14 protein-coding genes are annotated in these 18,193 nt (G+C 67.4%); 13 read left to right on the forward strand and 1 reads right to left on the reverse strand.

Annotated elements, in window-relative coordinates; all coding sequences use genetic code 11:
• Window positions 1-22: 22 nt before the first annotated feature.
• From mutM to G3545_RS12610, 13 genes are all read left to right on the forward strand, one after another.
• Window positions 23-916, forward strand: a complete 894-nt coding sequence (mutM, locus tag G3545_RS12550) for a bifunctional DNA-formamidopyrimidine glycosylase/DNA-(apurinic or apyrimidinic site) lyase (protein ID WP_170013022.1) — start codon at window positions 23-25, stop codon at window positions 914-916.
• Between the two features lie 13 nt (window positions 917-929).
• Window positions 930-1,703, forward strand: coding sequence for an enoyl-CoA hydratase (locus G3545_RS12555; protein ID WP_170013024.1), 774 nt, complete (start codon window positions 930-932; stop codon window positions 1,701-1,703).
• A 179-nt stretch (window positions 1,704-1,882) separates the two neighbouring features.
• Window positions 1,883-2,149, forward strand: a complete 267-nt coding sequence (gene rpsT / locus G3545_RS12560; protein ID WP_170013027.1) for a 30S ribosomal protein S20 — start codon at window positions 1,883-1,885, stop codon at window positions 2,147-2,149.
• A 1,183-nt stretch (window positions 2,150-3,332) separates the two neighbouring features.
• Window positions 3,333-4,862, forward strand: coding sequence for a chromosomal replication initiator protein DnaA (gene dnaA / locus G3545_RS12565; RefSeq protein ID WP_170013029.1), 1,530 nt, complete (start codon window positions 3,333-3,335; stop codon window positions 4,860-4,862).
• Between the two features lie 271 nt (window positions 4,863-5,133).
• A complete protein-coding gene (gene dnaN, locus G3545_RS12570; protein ID WP_170013031.1) occupies window positions 5,134-6,249 on the forward strand; it encodes a DNA polymerase III subunit beta in 1,116 nt (371 codons plus the stop codon).
• Window positions 6,246-7,406 carry a DNA replication/repair protein RecF gene (recF, locus tag G3545_RS12575; protein WP_170013033.1) on the forward strand — a complete coding sequence of 387 codons (1,161 nt, stop codon included), beginning with the start codon at window positions 6,246-6,248 and terminating at the stop codon, window positions 7,404-7,406. The genes dnaN and recF overlap by 4 nt, the downstream gene beginning before the upstream one ends.
• Window positions 7,407-7,550: 144 nt before the next feature.
• Window positions 7,551-7,973, forward strand: a complete 423-nt coding sequence (locus G3545_RS12580) for a GNAT family N-acetyltransferase (RefSeq protein ID WP_170013035.1) — start codon at window positions 7,551-7,553, stop codon at window positions 7,971-7,973.
• A gap of 44 nt (window positions 7,974-8,017) precedes the next feature.
• The gene (locus G3545_RS12585) at window positions 8,018-8,632 is read left to right on the forward strand and encodes a LysE family translocator (RefSeq protein ID WP_170013037.1); all 615 of its coding nucleotides are present in this window, start codon (window positions 8,018-8,020) and stop codon (window positions 8,630-8,632) included.
• 56 nt (window positions 8,633-8,688) lie between these two features.
• On the forward strand, window positions 8,689-11,115 hold the full coding sequence (gene gyrB / locus G3545_RS12590) for a DNA topoisomerase (ATP-hydrolyzing) subunit B (protein WP_170013039.1): 2,427 nt from the start codon (window positions 8,689-8,691) through the stop codon (window positions 11,113-11,115).
• Window positions 11,116-11,560: 445 nt separating this feature from the next.
• Window positions 11,561-13,138, forward strand: a complete 1,578-nt coding sequence (locus tag G3545_RS12595) for an amino acid permease (protein ID WP_170013041.1) — start codon at window positions 11,561-11,563, stop codon at window positions 13,136-13,138.
• Window positions 13,139-13,243: 105 nt separating this feature from the next.
• Complete coding sequence (locus tag G3545_RS12600; protein ID WP_170013043.1) at window positions 13,244-14,935, forward strand: thiamine pyrophosphate-binding protein; 1,692 nt, start codon at window positions 13,244-13,246, stop codon at window positions 14,933-14,935.
• Window positions 14,936-14,965: 30 nt separating this feature from the next.
• A complete protein-coding gene (locus G3545_RS12605; protein WP_170013045.1) occupies window positions 14,966-15,439 on the forward strand; it encodes a hypothetical protein in 474 nt (157 codons plus the stop codon).
• Between the two features lie 29 nt (window positions 15,440-15,468).
• Window positions 15,469-16,437: a DMT family transporter gene (locus G3545_RS12610; RefSeq protein ID WP_170013047.1), complete on the forward strand. Its 969-nt coding sequence runs from the start codon at window positions 15,469-15,471 to the stop codon at window positions 16,435-16,437.
• A 39-nt stretch (window positions 16,438-16,476) separates the two neighbouring features.
• On the opposite strand, the gene G3545_RS12615 is transcribed toward G3545_RS12610, so the two are convergent.
• Window positions 16,477-18,135, reverse strand: coding sequence for a lysine--tRNA ligase (locus G3545_RS12615; RefSeq protein ID WP_170013049.1), 1,659 nt, complete (start codon window positions 18,133-18,135; stop codon window positions 16,477-16,479).
• Window positions 18,136-18,193 lie beyond the last annotated feature (58 nt).

Genomic DNA, 18,193 nt, shown 5'->3' on the forward strand with positions numbered 1-18,193 from the left:
TGCCCCTCCGAACGAGACAGCCATGCCCGAATTGCCCGAAGTCGAGACCGTGCGCCGCGGCCTTGCCCCCGTCATGGAGGGCGCGCTGATCCGCGAGGCCGAGGTGCGGCGCCCGGACCTGCGCTGGCCGCTGCCGGAGCGCATGGCCGAGCGGCTTGTCGGCCGCCGCGTCATCGGGCTCGGCCGGCGAGCCAAATACCTCACGGCCGATCTCGACGATGCCGGCAGTGGGGCCGAGGTGCTGATCATGCATCTCGGCATGTCCGGCTCGTTCCGCATCGATATGGGCAACGCCAGCGTTACGCCGGGCGTGTTCGAACTGCCGCGCTCCAAGGCGGAGGCGCACGACCATGTGGTGCTGCACATGGGTTCGGGCGCGCGCATCACCTATAATGACCCGCGCCGCTTCGGCGCCATGCTGATGGTACCGCGCGCCGATCTGGAGGCGCACCCGCTGTTCCGCGACCTCGGGCCGGAGCCGCTCGGCAATGCCTTCGACGCCGCCTATCTCGCCGCCGCCGTGGCGCGGCGCGCGACCTCGCTGAAAGCCGCGCTGCTCGACCAGAAGATCGTCGCCGGGCTCGGCAATATCTATGTCAGCGAGGCGCTGCACCGCGCCCACCTCTCGCCGGAGCGCGTTGCCTCCAGCCTCGCCACCGCCAAGGGCGGGCCGAGCGCGGGCGCGGTGCGCCTGGTCGATGCCGTGCGCGACGTCCTGAACGAGGCGATCGTCGCCGGCGGCTCGACCTTGCGCGACCATGCGCAGGTCGACGGCACGCTCGGCTATTTCCAGCACCGCTTCCGCGTCTATGACCGCGAGGATGCGCCCTGCCCGACGCCGGGCTGCCGCGGCCTGGTCCATCGCATGGTGCAGAACGGCCGCTCCACCTTCTATTGTAAGAACTGCCAGAAATAGGAAGAGAGCGCCCATGCCCTACGACAACATCATCGTGGAGACGAACAGCCGCGTCGGCATCATCACGCTCAACCGGCCGAAGGCGCTCAATGCGCTCAACAGCGCGCTGATCGCCGAGCTGAACCGGGCGCTCGACGGCTTCGAGGCCGATCCCGGCATTGGCTGCATCGTGCTCACCGGCTCGGAGCGCGCCTTCGCCGCCGGGGCGGACGTGAAGGAGATGCAGCCCCTCGCCTTCCCCGCCACCTACATCGAAGACTTCATCACCAGCTGGGAACGGCTGTCGCGCTGCCGCAAGCCGGTCATCGCAGCGGTGGCGGGCTATGCGCTCGGCGGTGGCTGCGAGATCGCGATGATGTGCGACATCATCCTCGCCGCCGACAATGCCAAGTTCGGCCAGCCCGAGATCCAGCTCGGCATCATGCCCGGCGCCGGCGGCTCGCAGCGCCTGACGCGGGCAATCGGCAAGTCCAAGGCGATGGAGATGTGCCTCACCGGCCGCACCATGGACGCCGTGGAGGCCGAGCGCCTCGGCCTCGTCGCCCGGGTGGTACCGCTCGCCGAGCTGATGGCCGAGACCATGAAGGTCGCGGACAAGATCGCCGCGCTGTCGCCGCAGGCGGCGATGATGACCAAGGAGAGCGTCAACCGCGCCTTCGAGACCACTTTGGCGGAAGGCATCCGCTTCGAGCGCCGGCTGTTCCAGGCGCTGTTCGCCACCGCCGACCAGAAGGAAGGCATGGGCGCCTTCGTCGAGAAGCGCACGCCCGACTTCACCGGACGCTGAATGCCCGCGCCGGGACGGTAGAAAGGCGCCGCCGCTGTTGACGCGACGGCGCGCCGCGACTATAAGCCGGCCACTCGCGCGGCTACCCTCATGGGTGGGCCGGCTTCCCGTTTTGCCCACATTGTACGCCTGAGCCAGGCCTAGCGCCGCGCTTCCGCGTCGACTGAAGAGGACGGCCGATGGCCAATACGCCTTCCGCCAAGAAGGCGGCCCGCAAGATCGCGCGCCGCACCGACGTCAACAAGAACCGCCGCTCGCGGATGCGCACCTATGTGCGCAAGGTCGAGGAAGCGCTTGCCGCCGGTAACAAGGCCGCTGCCGGCGCCGCGCTGAAGGATGCCGAGCCGGAGATCATGCGCGCCGCCCAGAAGGGCGTGCTGCACAAGAGCACCGCCTCGCGCAAGGTCTCGCGCCTGACTCAGGCGGTCGCCAAGCTCGGCGCCTGATATACGCTCTTGGAGCGTACCGTGGCGGCACTCGCGGCCTGCAACCGAGAATAGTTGTTCGAAGCCCGGCCTCGTGCCGGGTTTCGTCGTTTCCGGACATGCTCTCGCCACGGTCTCGCCATGGTACGGCCGCCGCGCCTGGCAGGCCGCGATCACGATCCGCGGGTAGCCGGCTGGACGTTGCAGAATCGTCACAAATCCCTTGAAAGCGTGGATGGCGATTTTCCGGCCCAATCCCCTGTTGACTCCGCCGCACACCCGAAGCAGCCGAAATCGCAAGGTGCCGTCGCGTCAATGCCGCGCCGGCGCGCAGAAATTCATCATATATTATAGATACTTATGGACCACACCCGATGACCGCTCGGGAATCAGCCGCGCGGCGCGGAATCAGGGGGCGAATCGCGCCGGGGCCTTGTCTTCCGACCGTCATTCGGCGTCACGCGAATCTCGCAAGCGAGTCAGAGATTTGCCGACTGAGGGTTCTTGGGTACGGGACGAATCTGTGTCGTCGGCGCCTCACCTCGATGCGAGGAAGCGCCAAGAGCGTTGCACCGGGGGGGGCGCCTGTGTATGGTCATTCCTGTCTTCGGTGCCCCGGAGACCTCAGCGAAAAGTTGAGTTGCAAAGTCACTCATCCGCAGAAGGGAGGGTATTTCGATGTTGATTACAATATCTACCTTCTGCGCCAGAACGCGTTATTCGTAGATTTACAGGCACAGCCGACGAAGACGGTCTTGTCTGCACTGTAAGATCTATCGGCGTTTGTTCGTAACCCTATTCGAATAAGAATGAAATCTTTATCAGGGTCGGCAATTACATTGCCGGCAAAGGGGCGACTATGATTACGAACACGTGCGGACTTAAGGACGCGCGGCATAAAAGTGCCGGGACGGCGCCGGGCGGTTCAGCCCTGGCAAACGAGGCTTTAAAGGCCGCCGAGCGGCCTTCACGGGAAAGCCGCCTGCGGGGCGGTAGCAGCTCCGGCATGTCGCCACGCTGTTCCCTATAGCCGGCCGTTCCGCGGAGTTTTTCTCCCCTAGTCGAGCCTGCTCTTTGCGATGAGCCGATCGTGGCTGCCCGGCGTCGTCCCCGTGACGACGCGCGGCGCTGACCACGCACCGGCTCGCCGCCGAACTGCCTTTTCGCACGCACTGTCGATAACCGCTTAAGCGGGGGATTTGCCATGTTCAAACCAGATACCGTGGATTTCTTCGACCGTGAGGACAACCTCCATGACAAGGAGGCGGCGACCGACGCCCGCGCGCCCGGCGAAAGCAATGCGCGGGATGCCTGGGAGCGTGTGCGCCGCAGGCTGCGGGCCGAGATCGGCGAAGAGGTCTATTCGAGCTGGTTCCCGCGTATCGAGCTCGACGGTGTGAGTGCGGGCCTGGTGCGCCTGTCGGTGCCGACGCGCTTCCTGAAGGCATGGATTCAGCAGCATTATCTCGATCGGCTCGGCGAATTGTGGCGCGAGGAGCTGTCCGCCGCGCGCGTCGAACTGGTGGTGCGCAGCGCGGTGATGCGCGCCCCTGGTGCGCTGGCGCCCCGCGCCGCCGCGCCTCGTCCCAACGATGCGCGCGGCCAGGATGCGGCCCGCCAGGGCTCCGTTCGCGGCCTTGATAGCCGCGAGTCCACTCAGCCGGACGAGGCGCGCAGCGCGTCCATCCATGCGGGTGGCTCGCCGCTCGATCCGCGCCTCACCTTCGAGACCTATCGCCTCGGCTCGTCGAACCGCCTCGCCCATGCCGCCGCGCTGAAGGTGGCAGAGGCGCCGGAAGGCGCGGGCGCGGTGTTCAACCCGCTCTATCTCCATGCCGCGGTCGGGCTCGGCAAGACGCACCTGTTGCAGGCCATTGCCTCGTTCGGTGCGGCGCGTGGGCGCCGGGTGGTGTACCTCACCGCCGAGCGCTTCATGTACGGCTTCGTCAATGCGCTGAAGAACCAGTCCTCGCTGGCCTTCAAGGAGCAGCTGCGCGGCATCGACACGCTGATCATCGACGACCTGCAATTCCTCCAGGGCAAGAGCGTGCAGCAGGAATTCTGCCACACCCTCAACGCCTTGATGGACGCCGGCCGGCAGGTGGTGATCGCCGCCGACCGTCCTCCGGCGGAACTCGACGCGCTGGAGGAGCGGGTGCGCTCGCGCCTGGCCGCCGGGCTGGTGGTGGAGATCGCCCCGCTCGACGAGGAACTGCGCCTCGCCATCCTCACCGCGCGCGTCACCGCGCTCGGCCAGCAGCATCCGGGCTTCACCGTGCCGGCGGACGTCATCTCCTTCATCGCCCGTCATTGCGGGCAGAACGGGCGTGATCTCGACGGCGCGCTGAACCGGCTGCTGGCGCACAACCAGCTCACCTCGCGCGCCATCACTCTGGAGATGGCGGAGACCGCGGTGCGCGACCTGGTGCGCTCGAGCGAACCGAAGCGGGTGCGGGTCGACGACATCCTTCGCATCGTCGCCAAGCACTACAACGTGACCCGCGCCGATATCCTCTCGCAGCGCCGCACCGCGAATGTGGTGAAGCCGCGCCAGGTGGCGATGTATCTCGCCAAGACCCTGACGCTGCGTTCGCTGCCCGAGATCGGCCGACGCTTCGGCGGCCGGGACCACACCACCGTGCTGCACGCGGTGCGCAAGATCGAAGGCCTGGTCGGCAGCGACCGCTCGCTGGCCGACGAGGTCGAGGCGCTGAAGCGTCTGGTCAACGAGTAGCATCCCGGCGCGCAAGCGCCCGGCCGACGAGTAGGGAAACCCGGCAGACCGGGCGTTTCCCCGCAATCCCCGTGCTTTTCCCCATTAAAGCACGGGCGCCTGTCAGCGGTACCCTTGCGTCCAGGCGGCACTGGCGGCAATGTCGTCGGCCCGGCGGCGCGCCCGCGCCGCCCGCCGGGGCGCGATGGGGATGCGCCGGCCGCCGAGGCTGCGCCCGCTCCTGACCGCGCCCCGCGCGTCCTCCTGTTTCCAGTGTACGGGTGTCGCGGCCATGAAGGTCACTGTCGAGCGGGCCGAGTTGCTCAAGTCTCTCGCCCACGTCCACCGTGTCGTCGAGCGGCGCAACACCATTCCGATCCTGGCGAACGTGCTGATGCGCACCGATGCGCGCGGCCTCGCCCTGAAGGCGACCGATCTCGACATCGAGATCATCGAGACCATTCCCGCCGAGGTCGGCCAGGAAGGCGCCACCACGGTGCCGGCGCACACCATCTACGACATCGTGCGCAAGCTGCCCGAAGGCTCGCAGGTGCAGATCGAGACCTCTGGCGACCGCGGCACGCTCACCGTGCGCGCCGGCCGCTCGCGGTTCGCTTTGCAGACGCTGCCCGAGAATGACTTCCCGGACATCGCCGCCGGCGAGATGAGCCATCGCTTTACCGTGCAGGCGGGCGATCTCAAGCGTCTCGTCGACAAGACGCAGTTCGCCATCTCGACCGAAGAGACCCGCTATTATCTCAACGGCATCTATCTGCATGTCGCCGAGGCCGCCGGCCCGGTGCTGCGAGCCGTGGCGACCGACGGGCACCGCCTCGCCCAGGCCGAGATCGCGGCCCCGGCGGGCTCTGCCGGCATGGCCGGCGTGATCGTGCCGCGCAAGGCGGTGGCCGAGATCCAGCGCCTGCTCGACGACGCCGAGGCCGAGATCACAGTGGAGCTCTCCACCGCCAAGATCCGCGTACTGCTCGACCGCGTGGTGCTGACCTCGAAACTGATCGACGGCACCTTCCCGGACTATGGCCGCGTCATCCCGGTCGGCAATGACAAGACGCTGGTGGTGGACAAGGCCGGCTTCGCCTCGGCGGTCGACCGCGTCTCCACCGTCGCCAGCGAGCGCGGCCGCGCGGTGAAGCTCTCCATCGCCGACGGCAAGCTGACCTTGTCCGTCACCAATCCGGACTCCGGCAGCGCGACCGAGGAGATCGAGGTCGAGTACGGCTCGGAGCCGCTCGATATCGGCTTCAACAGCCGGTATCTGCTCGACATCACCGCGCAGATCGAGGGCGAGACCGCTGAGCTGAAGCTGGCGGACGCCGGCTCGCCGACCCTGGTCCAGGACCCCGAGCGCCGCGGCGCGCTCTATGTCCTGATGCCGATGCGCGTGTGAGCACGGCCTCCGCCCGCATCACCCGCTTGCGCCTCACCAATTTCCGCAGCTATCGCGCGGCGGACATCACCGCCGGTGACGGCCCGGTGGTGCTGGTGGGGCCGAACGGCGCGGGCAAGACCAATCTGCTGGAAGCCATCTCCTTCCTCTCGCCGGGCCGCGGGCTGCGCCGCGCCCAGCTTGGCGAGGTGGCCGCGCGCGATAGCGAGGGCGTTCCGACCGAAAGCTGGGCGGTGTCCGCCACGGTCGAGGGCGCCTATGGCGAGGTGACGCTCGGCACCGGGGTCGAGGCGGACGCCAACGCCGAGAGCGGACGCTCGCGCCGCACCCGCATCGACCGCGAGCCGGTGTCCTCCGCCAGCGCCTTTGCCGATCATATCCGCGTCGTCTGGCTGACGCCGGAGATGGACGGGCTGTTCCTCGGCCCGCCCGGCGACCGGCGCCGCTTCCTCGACCGGCTGGTGCTGGCGGTCGATGCCGAGCACGGCGCGCGGGTCAACGCGCTGGAGCGGGCGCTGCGCTCGCGCAACCGCCTGCTGGAGGAGCCCTCCCCCGACGCGCGCTATCTCGACGCGGTGGAGCAGGAACTGGCCGCGCTCGCCGTCGCGGTCGCGGCGGCGCGGGCGGAGACGGTGCGGCGCCTCGCCGCCGGCATCGCGGCGGGCCGCGACGACGCCTCGCCATTTCCCTGGGCGACAATCGCGCTCGACGGCGCGGTCGAGCGGGCGCTGGCCCAGCGCCCGGCGACCCTGGTCGAGGACGAGTACCGCGCCACGCTGCGCACCGGGCGTGGGCGCGACCGGGCGGCAGGGCGCACGCTGGAAGGCCCGCATCTGACCGACCTCATTGTCGGCCACGGTCCCAAGGCGATCCCGGCGGCGCAGGGCTCGACCGGCGAGCAGAAGGCGCTGCTGATCGGCCTCGCGCTCGCCCATGCCCGCCTCGTCGGCGAGATGGCCGGCATCGCGCCGGTGATCCTGCTCGACGACGTCGTCGCCTATCTCGACCCGGCGCGGCGCGCGGCGCTGTTCGAGGCGCTCGACGCGCTCGGCGCGCAGGTCTGGATGACCGGCGCCGACCCCGCCGCCTTCGCCGCGCTGCAGGGCCGGGCGGAACGGTTCACGGTGCGGCCGGGGAAGGTAGAGCGGGAGGGGTGAGTGAGTGTCGTTCGGCTTCAGCATCCTTCGAGGCTCGCTGCGCGAGCACCTCAGGATGACGTCGCGCTAAATAGAACCACGTCATCCTGAGGTGCTCGGGCAAAGCCCGGGCCTCGAAGGATGCTCAAGCCGAGCGAGCTTGCCATGACCGAGCAGCCCACCATCCTCTACGCCGTTGAACCCACCCTCCCCGTCGCCGAGTTCCGCCAGGTGCTGGTGGACTCCGGCCTCGGCGGCATCCGACCGGTCGACGACCTGCCGCGCCTGGACGTGATGCTCGCGAACGCCAATCTGCTCGTGACCGCCCGCCTCGCCGGTACCGGCGCGCTGGTCGGCGTCGCTCGCGGCATGACCGATTTTTCCTGGATCTGCTATATCTCCGAAATTGGCGTATCCCGCGACGCGCAGGGGCTCGGCATCGGCAAAGGCCTGCTGGACGAGGTTTGCCGCCGATTGGGCCCGCAAGTCGCCCTGGTACTCGCCTCGGTGCCCGAAGCCGTCGGCTTCTATGAGCGGTTCGGCATGGAACGGGTCGCGGACGCCTTCTGGCATCGGCGCAAAGCCTAGGTTTCCGGTTGACATTTCTCACGCATGCGCGTACGCACGCGCGCATGGAATTCGCCGACCTCATCGTCTTCGCCGGGATTTTCGTCCTCGCAGTGGCATCCCCCGGCCCGGCGGTGGTGGCGCTGCTGGCGCGCACGCTCGCCCGCGGCCGCAAGGGCTCGGGTCCGCTGATCGCCGGCCTCATCCTTGGTGACCTGGTGTGGCTCAGCGCCGCCGCGCTCGGCATGGCGGCGGTCGCGGCGGCGCTGGGCTCGCTGTTCTTCCTGGTGCGGCTCGCCGGTGCGGCCTATCTGCTCTATCTCGCCTGGAAGCTGTGGACCGCGCCGACCGCGCTCGGCCACGCCGCGGAGTTGCCGGAAAGCGGCTCGGCCTTCGGCCTGTTCGGCTCCGGGCTCGCCATCTCCATGGGCAACCCCAAGACCATGGCGTTCTATCTGGCGCTGCTGCCCACCATCATCGACCTGCCACGCCTCACGGCGGCCGGCTTCGCCGAGCTTTCCGTGATCATCGTGGTGGTGATGGCGCTGGTGCTCGGCGCCTATGTCGGGCTCGCCCACCGCGCCCGCGACCTCGTCGCCTCGCACCGCGCGGTGCGCTGGATCAACCGCGTCTGCGGCGGCGCCATGGCCGGGGCGGCGGTTGCCGTCGCCACGAAATAAACGCGCATCTGCGCTACAAATAATCCTGTCGTTCCAACGATTCGAGACTTGAGATCATGGCTGATTCCGCGCCTACCCCGACGCCCGAGGATTATGGCGCGCAGTCCATCCAGGTGCTCAAGGGGCTGGACGCCGTCCGCAAGCGTCCGGGCATGTATATTGGCGACACCGATGACGGCTCAGGCCTCCACCACATGGTCTATGAGGTGGTGGACAATGCCATTGACGAGGCGCTCGCCGGCTACGCCACCGAAGTGACGGTGACGCTGAACCCGGAAGGCTCGGTCACCGTGACCGACAATGGCCGCGGCATTCCGACCGACATCCACCCCGAGGAGGGCGTCTCGGCGGCCGAGGTCATCATGACCCAGCTGCACGCCGGCGGTAAGTTCAACCAGAATTCCTACAAGGTCTCCGGCGGCCTGCACGGCGTCGGCGTCTCGGTGGTGAATGCGCTCTCCACCACGCTCGACCTCGTGATCTGGCGCGAGGGCAAGGAATTCAAGATGCGCTTCCGCGATGGCGACGCGGAAGCCCCGCTCGCCATGGTCGGACCGGCGCCGGAAGGCCGCCGCGGCACCATGGTGAGCTTCGTGCCGAGCCCGAAGACCTTCACTCACATCGAGTTCGACTATGCGACGCTGGAGCACCGGCTGCGCGAACTCGCCTTTCTGAATTCCGGCGTGCGCATTGTCCTCACCGACGCCCGGCATGCGGAGGTGAAGCGAGAGGAGATGATGTATGAGGGCGGCGTCGAAGCCTTCGTGCAGTATCTCGACCGCTCCAAGCAGGCATTGCTGCCGAAGCCGGTGGTGATCCGCGCCGAGAAGGACGGCATCTCTGTCGAATGCGCGCTCTCGTGGAATGACGGCTATCACGAGAATGTCCTCTGCTTCACCAACAACATCCCGCAGCGCGACCGCGGCACGCATTTCACCGGTTTCGCCGCGGCGCTGACCCGGCAGATGGTGGGCTATTCCGATCGCTCCGGCATCGCCAAGAAGGAAAAGGTCGATCCCACCGGCGAGGACTGCCGCGAAGGGCTGACCGCGGTGCTCTCGGTGAAGGTGCCGGATCCGAAATTCTCCTCGCAGACCAAGGACAAGCTGGTCTCCTCCGAGGTGCGCCCGGTCGTCGAATCGCTGGTGAACGAGGCGCTCGGCAACTGGCTCGAAGAAAACCCGAACGAAGCCCGCGTGGTGATGCAGAAGGTGGTCCAGGCCGCCGCCGCACGTGCCGCCGCCGCCAAGGCCCGCGCCATCATCCGCAAGGATCCGCTGCTGAACGTCGCCTCGCTGCCCGGCAAGCTTGCCGACTGCCAGGAGAAGGATCCGGCCAAGTCGGAACTGTTCATCGTCGAGGGTGACTCGGCCGGCGGTTCCGCCAAGATGGGCCGCAACCGCGCCTTCCAGGCGATCCTGCCGCTGCGCGGCAAGATCCTGAACGTGGAGCGCGCCCGTTTCGACAAGATGCTGTCGTCCGAGCAGATCGGCACGCTGATCACCGCGCTCGGCACTGGCATCGGCCGCGACGACTTCAATGTCGAGAAGCTGCGCTACCACAAGATCATCATCATGACGGATGCCGACGTCGACGGCTCGCACATCCGCACCCTGCTGCTGACCTTCTTCTTCCGGCAGATGCCGGACCTGATCGATCGCGGCTACATCTACATCGCCCAGCCGCCGCTCTATAAGGTCACGCGCGGCAAGTCCGAGCAGTATCTCAAGGACGAGCCCTCGCTCGAGGGCTACCTCATCACCCAGGGTTTGGACGACTCCGCCCTGGTGCTCGCCTCCGGCGAGGTGCGCACCGGCGCCGATCTCAACGCCGTGGTGGAGAGCGCCCGCTCGTTCCGCGCGGTGATGAACGGCCTGCACCCGCGCTACAACCGCGCCGTGGCCGAACAGGCGGCGCTGGCCGGAGGGCTGGCGCCAGGCCTGCTCTCCGAAGAGGAGCCGGCGACCGCCATGGCTCTGGAAGTGGCGCGCCGGCTCGACCTCATCGCCGAGGAGACCGAACGCGGCTGGACCGGCGAGGCCGATCCGTCCGGCTATCGCTTCATCCGCACCGTGCGCGGCGTGAAGGAAGTCGCCGTCCTCGATGCCGCCTTCGTGCAGTCGGCCGAGGCGCGCCGGCTCGACACCCTCGGCGCCGAGCTCCAGGAAGTGCACGCCGCCCCGGCGACGCTGCGCCGCAAGAGCGCCGATACGCTGGTGTTCGGCCCGCTCGATCTGTTCGACGCGGTGACCGATGCCGGCCGCACCGGCATCAAGCTGCAGCGTTACAAGGGTCTCGGCGAAATGAATGCCGAGCAGCTCTGGGAGACGACGCTCGACACCAATGCCCGCTCGCTCCTGCAGGTGAAGGTGAAGGAGGTCGACGCCGCCGACGACCTGTTCAACCGCCTGATGGGCGACGTCGTCGAACCACGCCGCGAGTTCATCCAGGACAACGCGCTGAAGGCCAGCGTGGACGTCTAGCGGATCCGCTACTATCGGCACGTCATCTGACTCACAATCCCACGTCATGGCCGGCCTTGTGCCGGCCATCTCGGCCTATGACGCACTGCCCGGAATCGAGATCCCCGGCACAAGGCCGGGGATGACGGTCGATTGGGGAATTATCGGGCAGCCTCTCAGGTTGTCATCCCGGCCGCAGCGCAGCGCAGAGCCGGGATCGCGTGACGTCCCGCGCAGCACCTTCGCGCGATCCCGGATCGGCCTGCGGCCGTCCGGCATGACCAAAGTGGGAACGTCTCAAGCAAAGCTCCCCTCCGAAAGTTAAGCCGGCTTCCAGCTGCCTGTGGGCAAGTTGGCATTCCCCATGCATCCTTCAACGGTGGAACGGCTGGCCGCTTCAGGCGGCACGCCCATTCGGCAGGCGCCGGATGGACTTGGGCCGGCGCCTGCAAACCAGGGGATGGGCATGAGCACGACGACGACCACGCCAGCCATCGACACCGACTACAGCGAAGACGCCAAGCACGCCGACATCAAAGTCCTGCACGAGATGGGCTATGCGCAGGAGTTGGAGCGCCGGATGAGCCGGTTCTCCAACTTCGCCATCAGCTTCTCCATCATCTGCATCCTCTCAGGCGGCATCAACTCGCTGGCGCAGGCGACTTCAGGCGCCGGCGGCGCCGCCATCGGGCTCGGCTGGCCGCTGGGCGTGCTGATATCGGGGGTGTTCGCGCTCGCCATGGCGCAGATCGGCTCGGCCTATCCGACCGCCGGCGGGCTCTATCACTGGAGCTCGATCCTCGGCACCCGCTTCACCGGCTGGGTGACGGCGTGGTTCAACCTGCTCGGCCTCGTCACCGTGCTCGGCGCCATCAATGTCGGCACCTATTATTTCTTCTTCGGTGCCTTTGGCGGCATGCTCGGCATGGAAGACACCATCACCACCCGCATCAGCTTCCTCGCGGTGCTCACCGGCGTGCAGGCGCTGATCAATCATTTCGGCATCGGCCTCACCGCCAAGCTGACGGATTTTTCCGGCTATCTCATCTTCGCCACCGCCCTGGTCCTGACGGCGGCCTGCCTCGCCTTCGCGCCAAGCTACGAGATCGGGCGGCTCTTCACCTTCACCAACTACTCGGGCGAGGCGGGCGCCAATGTGTGGCCGCAGGTCTCCACCGGCTGGGCCTTCCTGCTCGGCCTGCTGCTGCCGATCTACACCATCACCGGCTATGACGCCTCGGCCCACACCTCCGAAGAGACCCGCGACGCGGCGCGCTCGGTGCCGCAGGGCATGGTGATGTCGGTCGTGTGGTCGGGCGTGTTCGGCTATGTGATGCTGTGCGCCTTCGTGCTGATGATCCCGAACATGGACGACGCGGCGAAGCAGGGCTGGAACGTGTTCTTCTGGGCGATGGACGCGCGGATGCCCGGCGTGCTCAAGGAGATCCTGTATTTCGCGATCTTCATCTCGCAATTCCTGTGCGGCCTCGCCACCGTCACCTCGGTGTCGCGCATGATGTTCGCCTTCGCCCGCGACGGCGGCCTGCCGGCCTCCAGCCTGCTCGCCAAGGTCAGCCCGAGCTACCGCACGCCGGTGGCGGCGATCTGGACCGGCTCGATCCTCGCCGTGCTGTTCGTCTGGGGCACCTCGCTGGTCTCGATCGGCGGAACCTCGGCCTATTCGATCGTGGTGTCCTGCACCGTGATCTTCCTGTTCTTCTCCTTCGCCATCCCGATCGTGCTCGGCCTCTTCGCCTTCGGCACGGCGAAATGGCCGAAGATGGGGCCATGGAACATGGGCGCACCGCTGTTCAAGCTGGTGGCGGTGCTTTCCGCCGTCGCAATGGCGCTGATCTTCGTGCTCGGCATCCAGCCGCCGAACGACTGGGCGCTCTACATCACCGTCGGCTTCCTGGTGCTGGCCGGCGTGGTGTGGTTCGTCTTCGAGCAGCGCCGCTTCCAGGGCCCGCCGATCGGCGAGGAGATCGCAAAGCGCCAGGCGGCGATCCGCGCCGCCGAACAGGCGGTGGGCGAGGTTGGCTGACGCCAGCCTTACCTCACTTCCCGGGGAGACTCAGCAAGGGCGCCGTTCCGCGGCGCCCTTCAGGTGATTTCGCACCGGCGCGAAAGGCTCTATCGTGCCGGAATCATGAATGCTCCTTCTGTCCTCCCCGCCCGCAGCGGCGCCCGCCTTCTCGTCGATGCGCTCCTCGCCCAGGGCGTCACCCGCGCCTTCGGCGTGCCCGGCGAGAGCTATCTCGACGTGCTTGACGCCATGTCGGACAGCGCCATCGAGTTCGTGATCTGCCGCCAGGAAGGTGGCGCGGCGATGATGGCGGAGGCCAGCGCCAAGCTCACCGGACGGCCCGGCGTGTGCTTCGTCACGCGCGGGCCCGGCGCCACCAATGCCAGCGCCGGCGTGCACATCGCGCAGCAGGATTCCACGCCGATGCTGCTGTTCGTCGGCCAGATCGGCCGCTCGATGCGCGGGCGCGAGGCGTTCCAGGAGGTCGACTACCGCGCCGTATTCGGCACGCTGGCGAAATGGGCGGTGGAGATCGACGAGGCGGCGCGCATCCCGGAGATCATTGCCCGCGCCTTCCGCGTGGCGACGCAGGGCCGGCCCGGCCCGGTGGTGATCGCGCTGCCCGAGGACATGCTGAGTGAGCTGGCCCATGTGCCGGACGCGCCGGTGTTCGAGCCGGCGGAGACCTGGCCGGGCCTCACCGACATGATGCGGCTGCAGAAGCTGCTCTGGGCGGCCGAGCGTCCGCTGATGATCCTCGGCGGTAGCCGCTGGAACGAGAAAGCCGTCGCCTCGGTGGTGCGCTTTGCCGAGCGCTTCGACCTGCCGGTGTGCGTCAGCTTCCGACGCCAGATGCTGTTTCCCGCCGATCATGATTGCTATGCCGGCGATGTCGGTCTCTCGCTCAACCCGGCGCTGAAAGCACGGCTGAAGGCGTCCGACCTCGTCATCATCGCCGGCGGCCGGCTCGGCGAGGTGCCCTCGCAGGGCTACGAGTTGTTCGGCATTCCTGATCCCGGCGTGCCGCTGGTGCATATCCACGCCGATCCGGATGAGCTCGGCCGGGTCTTCCAGCCGGCGCTCGCCATCAATGCCTCATCGAGTGCCTTCGCCGCGGCGCTGGAAGGCGTGCAGCCGCCGAACGCGATCGCGTGGCACGAATGGCGGGCCGGGGCGCGCGAAGACTATCTCGGCTGGACCGAGCAGCCGCCGGCCAATCCCGGCGCGGTGCAGATGCGCAGCCTGGTGCGATGGCTGCGCGGCCTGCCCAGGGACAGCGTGATCTGCAACGGCGCCGGCAATTTCGCCATTTGGGTGCACCGCTTCCACCGTTTCCGCGCCTATGGCTCCCAGCTGGCGCCGACCAGCGGCTCGATGGGCTATGGCTTCCCCGCCGCCATCGCCGCCAAGCTGACGCGGCCGGAGCGCACCGCCATCGCGGTGTGCGGCGACGGTGATTTCCTCATGACCGGGCAGGAGTTCGCCACCGCCGTGCAATATGGCGTCGGCGTGGTCGCGGTGGTGGTGGATAACGGCATGTACGGCACCATCCGCATGCATCAGGAGCGCGAGCATCCGACCCGGGTGTTCGGCACCGAGCTGCGCAACCCGGACTTCGCCGCCTATGCCCGCGCCTTTGGCGGGCTCGGTTTCACGGTCGAGACCGATGCCGAGTTCGTCCCGGCGCTTGACGCCGCACTGGCGTCAGGGGTGCCGGCCGTCGTGCATGTGAAGCTCGATCCCGAAGCCATCACCCCGACGACGACGCTGACCGCGCTGCGCGAGAAGGCGCTGGCGGAGCGTTCGGTGGGCTGATGGACCCGCAACACCACCACAGGTGATCCGATGTTCCGTCCCGTATTGATGGTCGGCCTCGCCCTTGCCGGCTTCTGCGCCGCCCTCGATGCCGCCGCCGACGACCAGCTGGTCTGGCACACTTACGCCAATGGCAATGAGCTGCATCTCATCATGGGCCTGCCGGAAAGCGACAACCAGATCATCGACATCTCCTGCACGCGCGGCAGCGACGCCATCAAGGTCCGCTCGCTGATCGGCTCGGATGGGTTGAAGGCCGGTGACGCGGCGCAGCTCACGCTCGCCAACAGCGGAGCGAAAGCGGTGTTCGACGGCCGGGCGATACCGAACGACGAAACCGCCGGCATCGATGTCGAGGCGCGCGGCACGCTTGGCGACTTCCAGAGGATCATCACGACCGGCCGGCCGTTCGTGCTCGAAGTGAAGGGCGCGCAATACGGCCTCGCCCCCGATCGCATCGAGAAGCCGTTGGCAACTCTGGCGAGTGCCTGCAAGACTGGCTGACATATATCTGTGTCGGCGGGGGGGAAGACATGGCGATACATATCTCGGCGCTGCCCGATGGTACGGCTGGGCCTGGAAAGGCGGAAGGCAGCTCGCTCACTGTGCCTTATGCGGTCGCGGTGCTGTGCTGGCTGCTCTCCGCCGGCGTCTATATCGCCGCCAAATGGGTGGCGCCGGAGATGCCGCCCTGGACGCTGTGCTTCTGGCGCGTGTTCCTCGCCTTCGTCATCCTGCTGCCGTTCGTCCACCGCCAGTTCGGCGTCATGACCGGGCTGCTCCGCACGCGGCCGCTGGACGTGCTGATCATCGGCGGCATCGGCCTCGCCATCTGCCAGGGGCTGATCTACACCGGCCTGCACTATGCCGATGCCACCACCGCCGGCATCATCATGGCACTGATGCCGATCACCACCATGGTGCTCGCTCGCTTCATCCTCGGCGAGACGATGAGTCTCGGCCAGGCGATCGGCTCCGGCTTCGCCTTGATCGGCGTGGTGGTCATCGTCGCCCATGGCGACCTTTCGGCGCTGCTCCGGCTCGACGTCAATGCCGGCGAACTCTGGATCGTCGCCAGCGCGCTGTGCTGGGGCCTCTACACGGTGCTGCTGCGCCGCGCCAAGTTCGAGGTGCCGCGCCTGCCACTGCTGGTGCTGCTGCTCGGGGCGGCCAGCCTCACGGCGCTCCCCTTCTTTCTCTGGGAATTCGCCGCCGGCATGCATTCCGCACTCGACAGGAACGGCTTCATCGCGCTTGCCTATGTCGCCATCCCGGGCGGAGCGCTGATGTATTACCTGTTCAACTGGAGCGTCGAGGCGCTCGGCGCCAGCCGGGCGAGCGCCCTGCTCTATCTGCAGACGCTGTTCGTCGCCATCCTCGCCTATCTGTTCCTCGGCGAGAGCCTGCACGGCTATGATCTGGCCGGCGCCGCCTTCATCGCCGCCGGCCTCCTGCTGGTGACCCTCGTCAAACCCAAGGTACCTGCGATGGCCAAGCCGTAGCATGGCTTGAGCATTGCTCAGGCCATGCCATGGCAAAGCTCAAGCTGCGCCCTTGGCGAGTTCGCCCGACAGCGCCCGCGCGATCAGCGCGCGGGTCTCGGGGATGCCGTAGGCGGCGACGAAGGTGCCGAAGCGCGGCCCCTCGCTCTCGCCCAGCAGCAACTCGTAGAGCGCGCTGAACCAGGCGAAGGAGACGCCGGGCCCACCATCCGGCCCCTTGCGCTTGGCGTCCTGATAGCGCGGCACCGGACGGGCAACGTCGAGCACCGCGTTCTGGATCGCATCGCGGTCCGAACCATCGAGCGCTGCCAGCGCGGCGTCGAGCCGGCGCAGCGCATCCGCCTCCACCTCGTCCGGCAGGCGGAAGGCGCGGCGCGGCTTCACCCGGTCGATGAAATAGCGCACCGCATAGCCGGCTAGTTTGTCCAGCGTCGGGCTGGTCTGTGCGGTCACGCCGGGCGCATAGCGGCCAATGAAGCGCCACAGCACTTCCTTGTCCTCGGCATTGGAGGCCGAAGCGAGCTTCAACAGCAGGCCGAAGGTGAGCGGCAGTTCCTCGACCGGCGGATTGCCGGCATGAATGTGCCAGACCGGATTGCCGAGCTTGTTCTTGACGTCCTGCACCGGATAGCGGGCGAGGAAGTTGTAATACTCATCGACCGCCTTGGGGATGACGTCGAAGTGCAGCTTCTTCGCCGAGCGCGGCGACTGGAACATATAGAGCGCCAGGCTCTCCGGGCTGGCATAGGTCAGCCACTCGTCGATCGTCAGGCCATTGCCCTTCGACTTCGAGATCTTCTGGCCGATCTCGTCGAGGAACAGCTCATAGACATAATGTTCCGGCGCCTCGCCGCCGAGGATCTCGCAGATGCGATCATAGATCGGCGCGTTGGTCTGGTGGTCCTTGCCGAACATCTCGAAATCGACGCCGAGCGCGGCCCAGCGGGCACCGAAATCCGGCTTCCATTGCAGCTTCACATGGCCGCCGGTGACCGGCAGCGTCGTCTCCGTGCCGTCATCGTCGTCGAAGGTGATGGTGCCGGCCTTGGCGTTCACTTCCTTCAGCGGCACATAGAGCACGCGCCCGCTCGACGGCGAGATCGGCAGGAACGGGCTGTAGGTCGCCTGGCGCTCCTCGCCGAGCGTCGGCAGCATCACCTGCATGATGTCGTCATAGCGCTCGGCGGCGCGCAGCAGGACCGCGTCAAGCTTGCCGGCCTTGTAGTATTCCGTCGCGCTGGCGAACTCGTAATCGAAGCCGAAGGTGTCGAGGAAGCGGCGCAGCATGGCGTTGTTGTGGTCGCCGAAGCTCGCATATTCGCCGCCCCAGGGATCCGGCACCGACGTCAGCGGCATCTGCAGATAGGGCTCGAGGAAGGCGCGGCTCGGCACGTTCTCGGGGATCTTGCGCATCCCGTCCATGTCGTCCGAGAAGCAGATCAGCCGCGTCGGAATCCGGTCGTCGGTGAGCACGCGGAAGGCATGGCGCACCATGGTGGTGCGCGCCACCTCGCCGAACGTGCCGATATGCGGAAGGCCCGACGGGCCGTAGCCGGTCTCGAACAGCACCTCATCCTTCGGTTTGCGCTTCAGCCGCTCGATGATCTTGCGCGCTTCCTCGAACGGCCAGGCGCTGGCCGTCTCGGCCGCCTGGCGCAGGTCCGATGCAAAATCCTCGACCGAAGCGGTCGCCGTCATGATGTGCCCTCCTGGGCTCTGTCAGCGGAAGGCGCGGACACTAGGCAGACACGGATGC

Origin of the sequence: Starkeya sp. ORNL1, from assembly GCF_012971745.1 — a bacterium.
Taxonomy (GTDB): Bacteria; Pseudomonadota; Alphaproteobacteria; order Rhizobiales; family Xanthobacteraceae; genus Ancylobacter.

Excerpts from the sequence above, each read along its gene's own strand:
- mutM (WP_170013022.1), top strand. The coding sequence starts at position 23 with ATGCCCGAATTGCCCGAAGTCGAGACCGTGCGCCGCGGCCTTGCCCCC.
- rpsT (WP_170013027.1), top strand. The coding sequence starts at position 1,883 with ATGGCCAATACGCCTTCCGCCAAGAAGGCGGCCCGCAAGATCGCGCGC.
- G3545_RS12585 (WP_170013037.1), top strand. The coding sequence starts at position 8,018 with ATGGAATTCGCCGACCTCATCGTCTTCGCCGGGATTTTCGTCCTCGCA.
- G3545_RS12595 (WP_170013041.1), top strand. The coding sequence starts at position 11,561 with ATGAGCACGACGACGACCACGCCAGCCATCGACACCGACTACAGCGAA.
- G3545_RS12555 (WP_170013024.1), top strand. The coding sequence starts at position 930 with ATGCCCTACGACAACATCATCGTGGAGACGAACAGCCGCGTCGGCATC.
- G3545_RS12615 (WP_170013049.1), bottom strand. The coding sequence starts at position 18,135 with ATGACGGCGACCGCTTCGGTCGAGGATTTTGCATCGGACCTGCGCCAG.
- G3545_RS12600 (WP_170013043.1), top strand. The coding sequence starts at position 13,244 with ATGAATGCTCCTTCTGTCCTCCCCGCCCGCAGCGGCGCCCGCCTTCTC.
- G3545_RS12605 (WP_170013045.1), top strand. The coding sequence starts at position 14,966 with ATGTTCCGTCCCGTATTGATGGTCGGCCTCGCCCTTGCCGGCTTCTGC.
- gyrB (WP_170013039.1), top strand. The coding sequence starts at position 8,689 with ATGGCTGATTCCGCGCCTACCCCGACGCCCGAGGATTATGGCGCGCAG.
- dnaN (WP_170013031.1), top strand. The coding sequence starts at position 5,134 with ATGAAGGTCACTGTCGAGCGGGCCGAGTTGCTCAAGTCTCTCGCCCAC.
- dnaA (WP_170013029.1), top strand. The coding sequence starts at position 3,333 with ATGTTCAAACCAGATACCGTGGATTTCTTCGACCGTGAGGACAACCTC.
- G3545_RS12610 (WP_170013047.1), top strand. The coding sequence starts at position 15,469 with ATGGCGATACATATCTCGGCGCTGCCCGATGGTACGGCTGGGCCTGGA.
- G3545_RS12580 (WP_170013035.1), top strand. The coding sequence starts at position 7,551 with ATGACCGAGCAGCCCACCATCCTCTACGCCGTTGAACCCACCCTCCCC.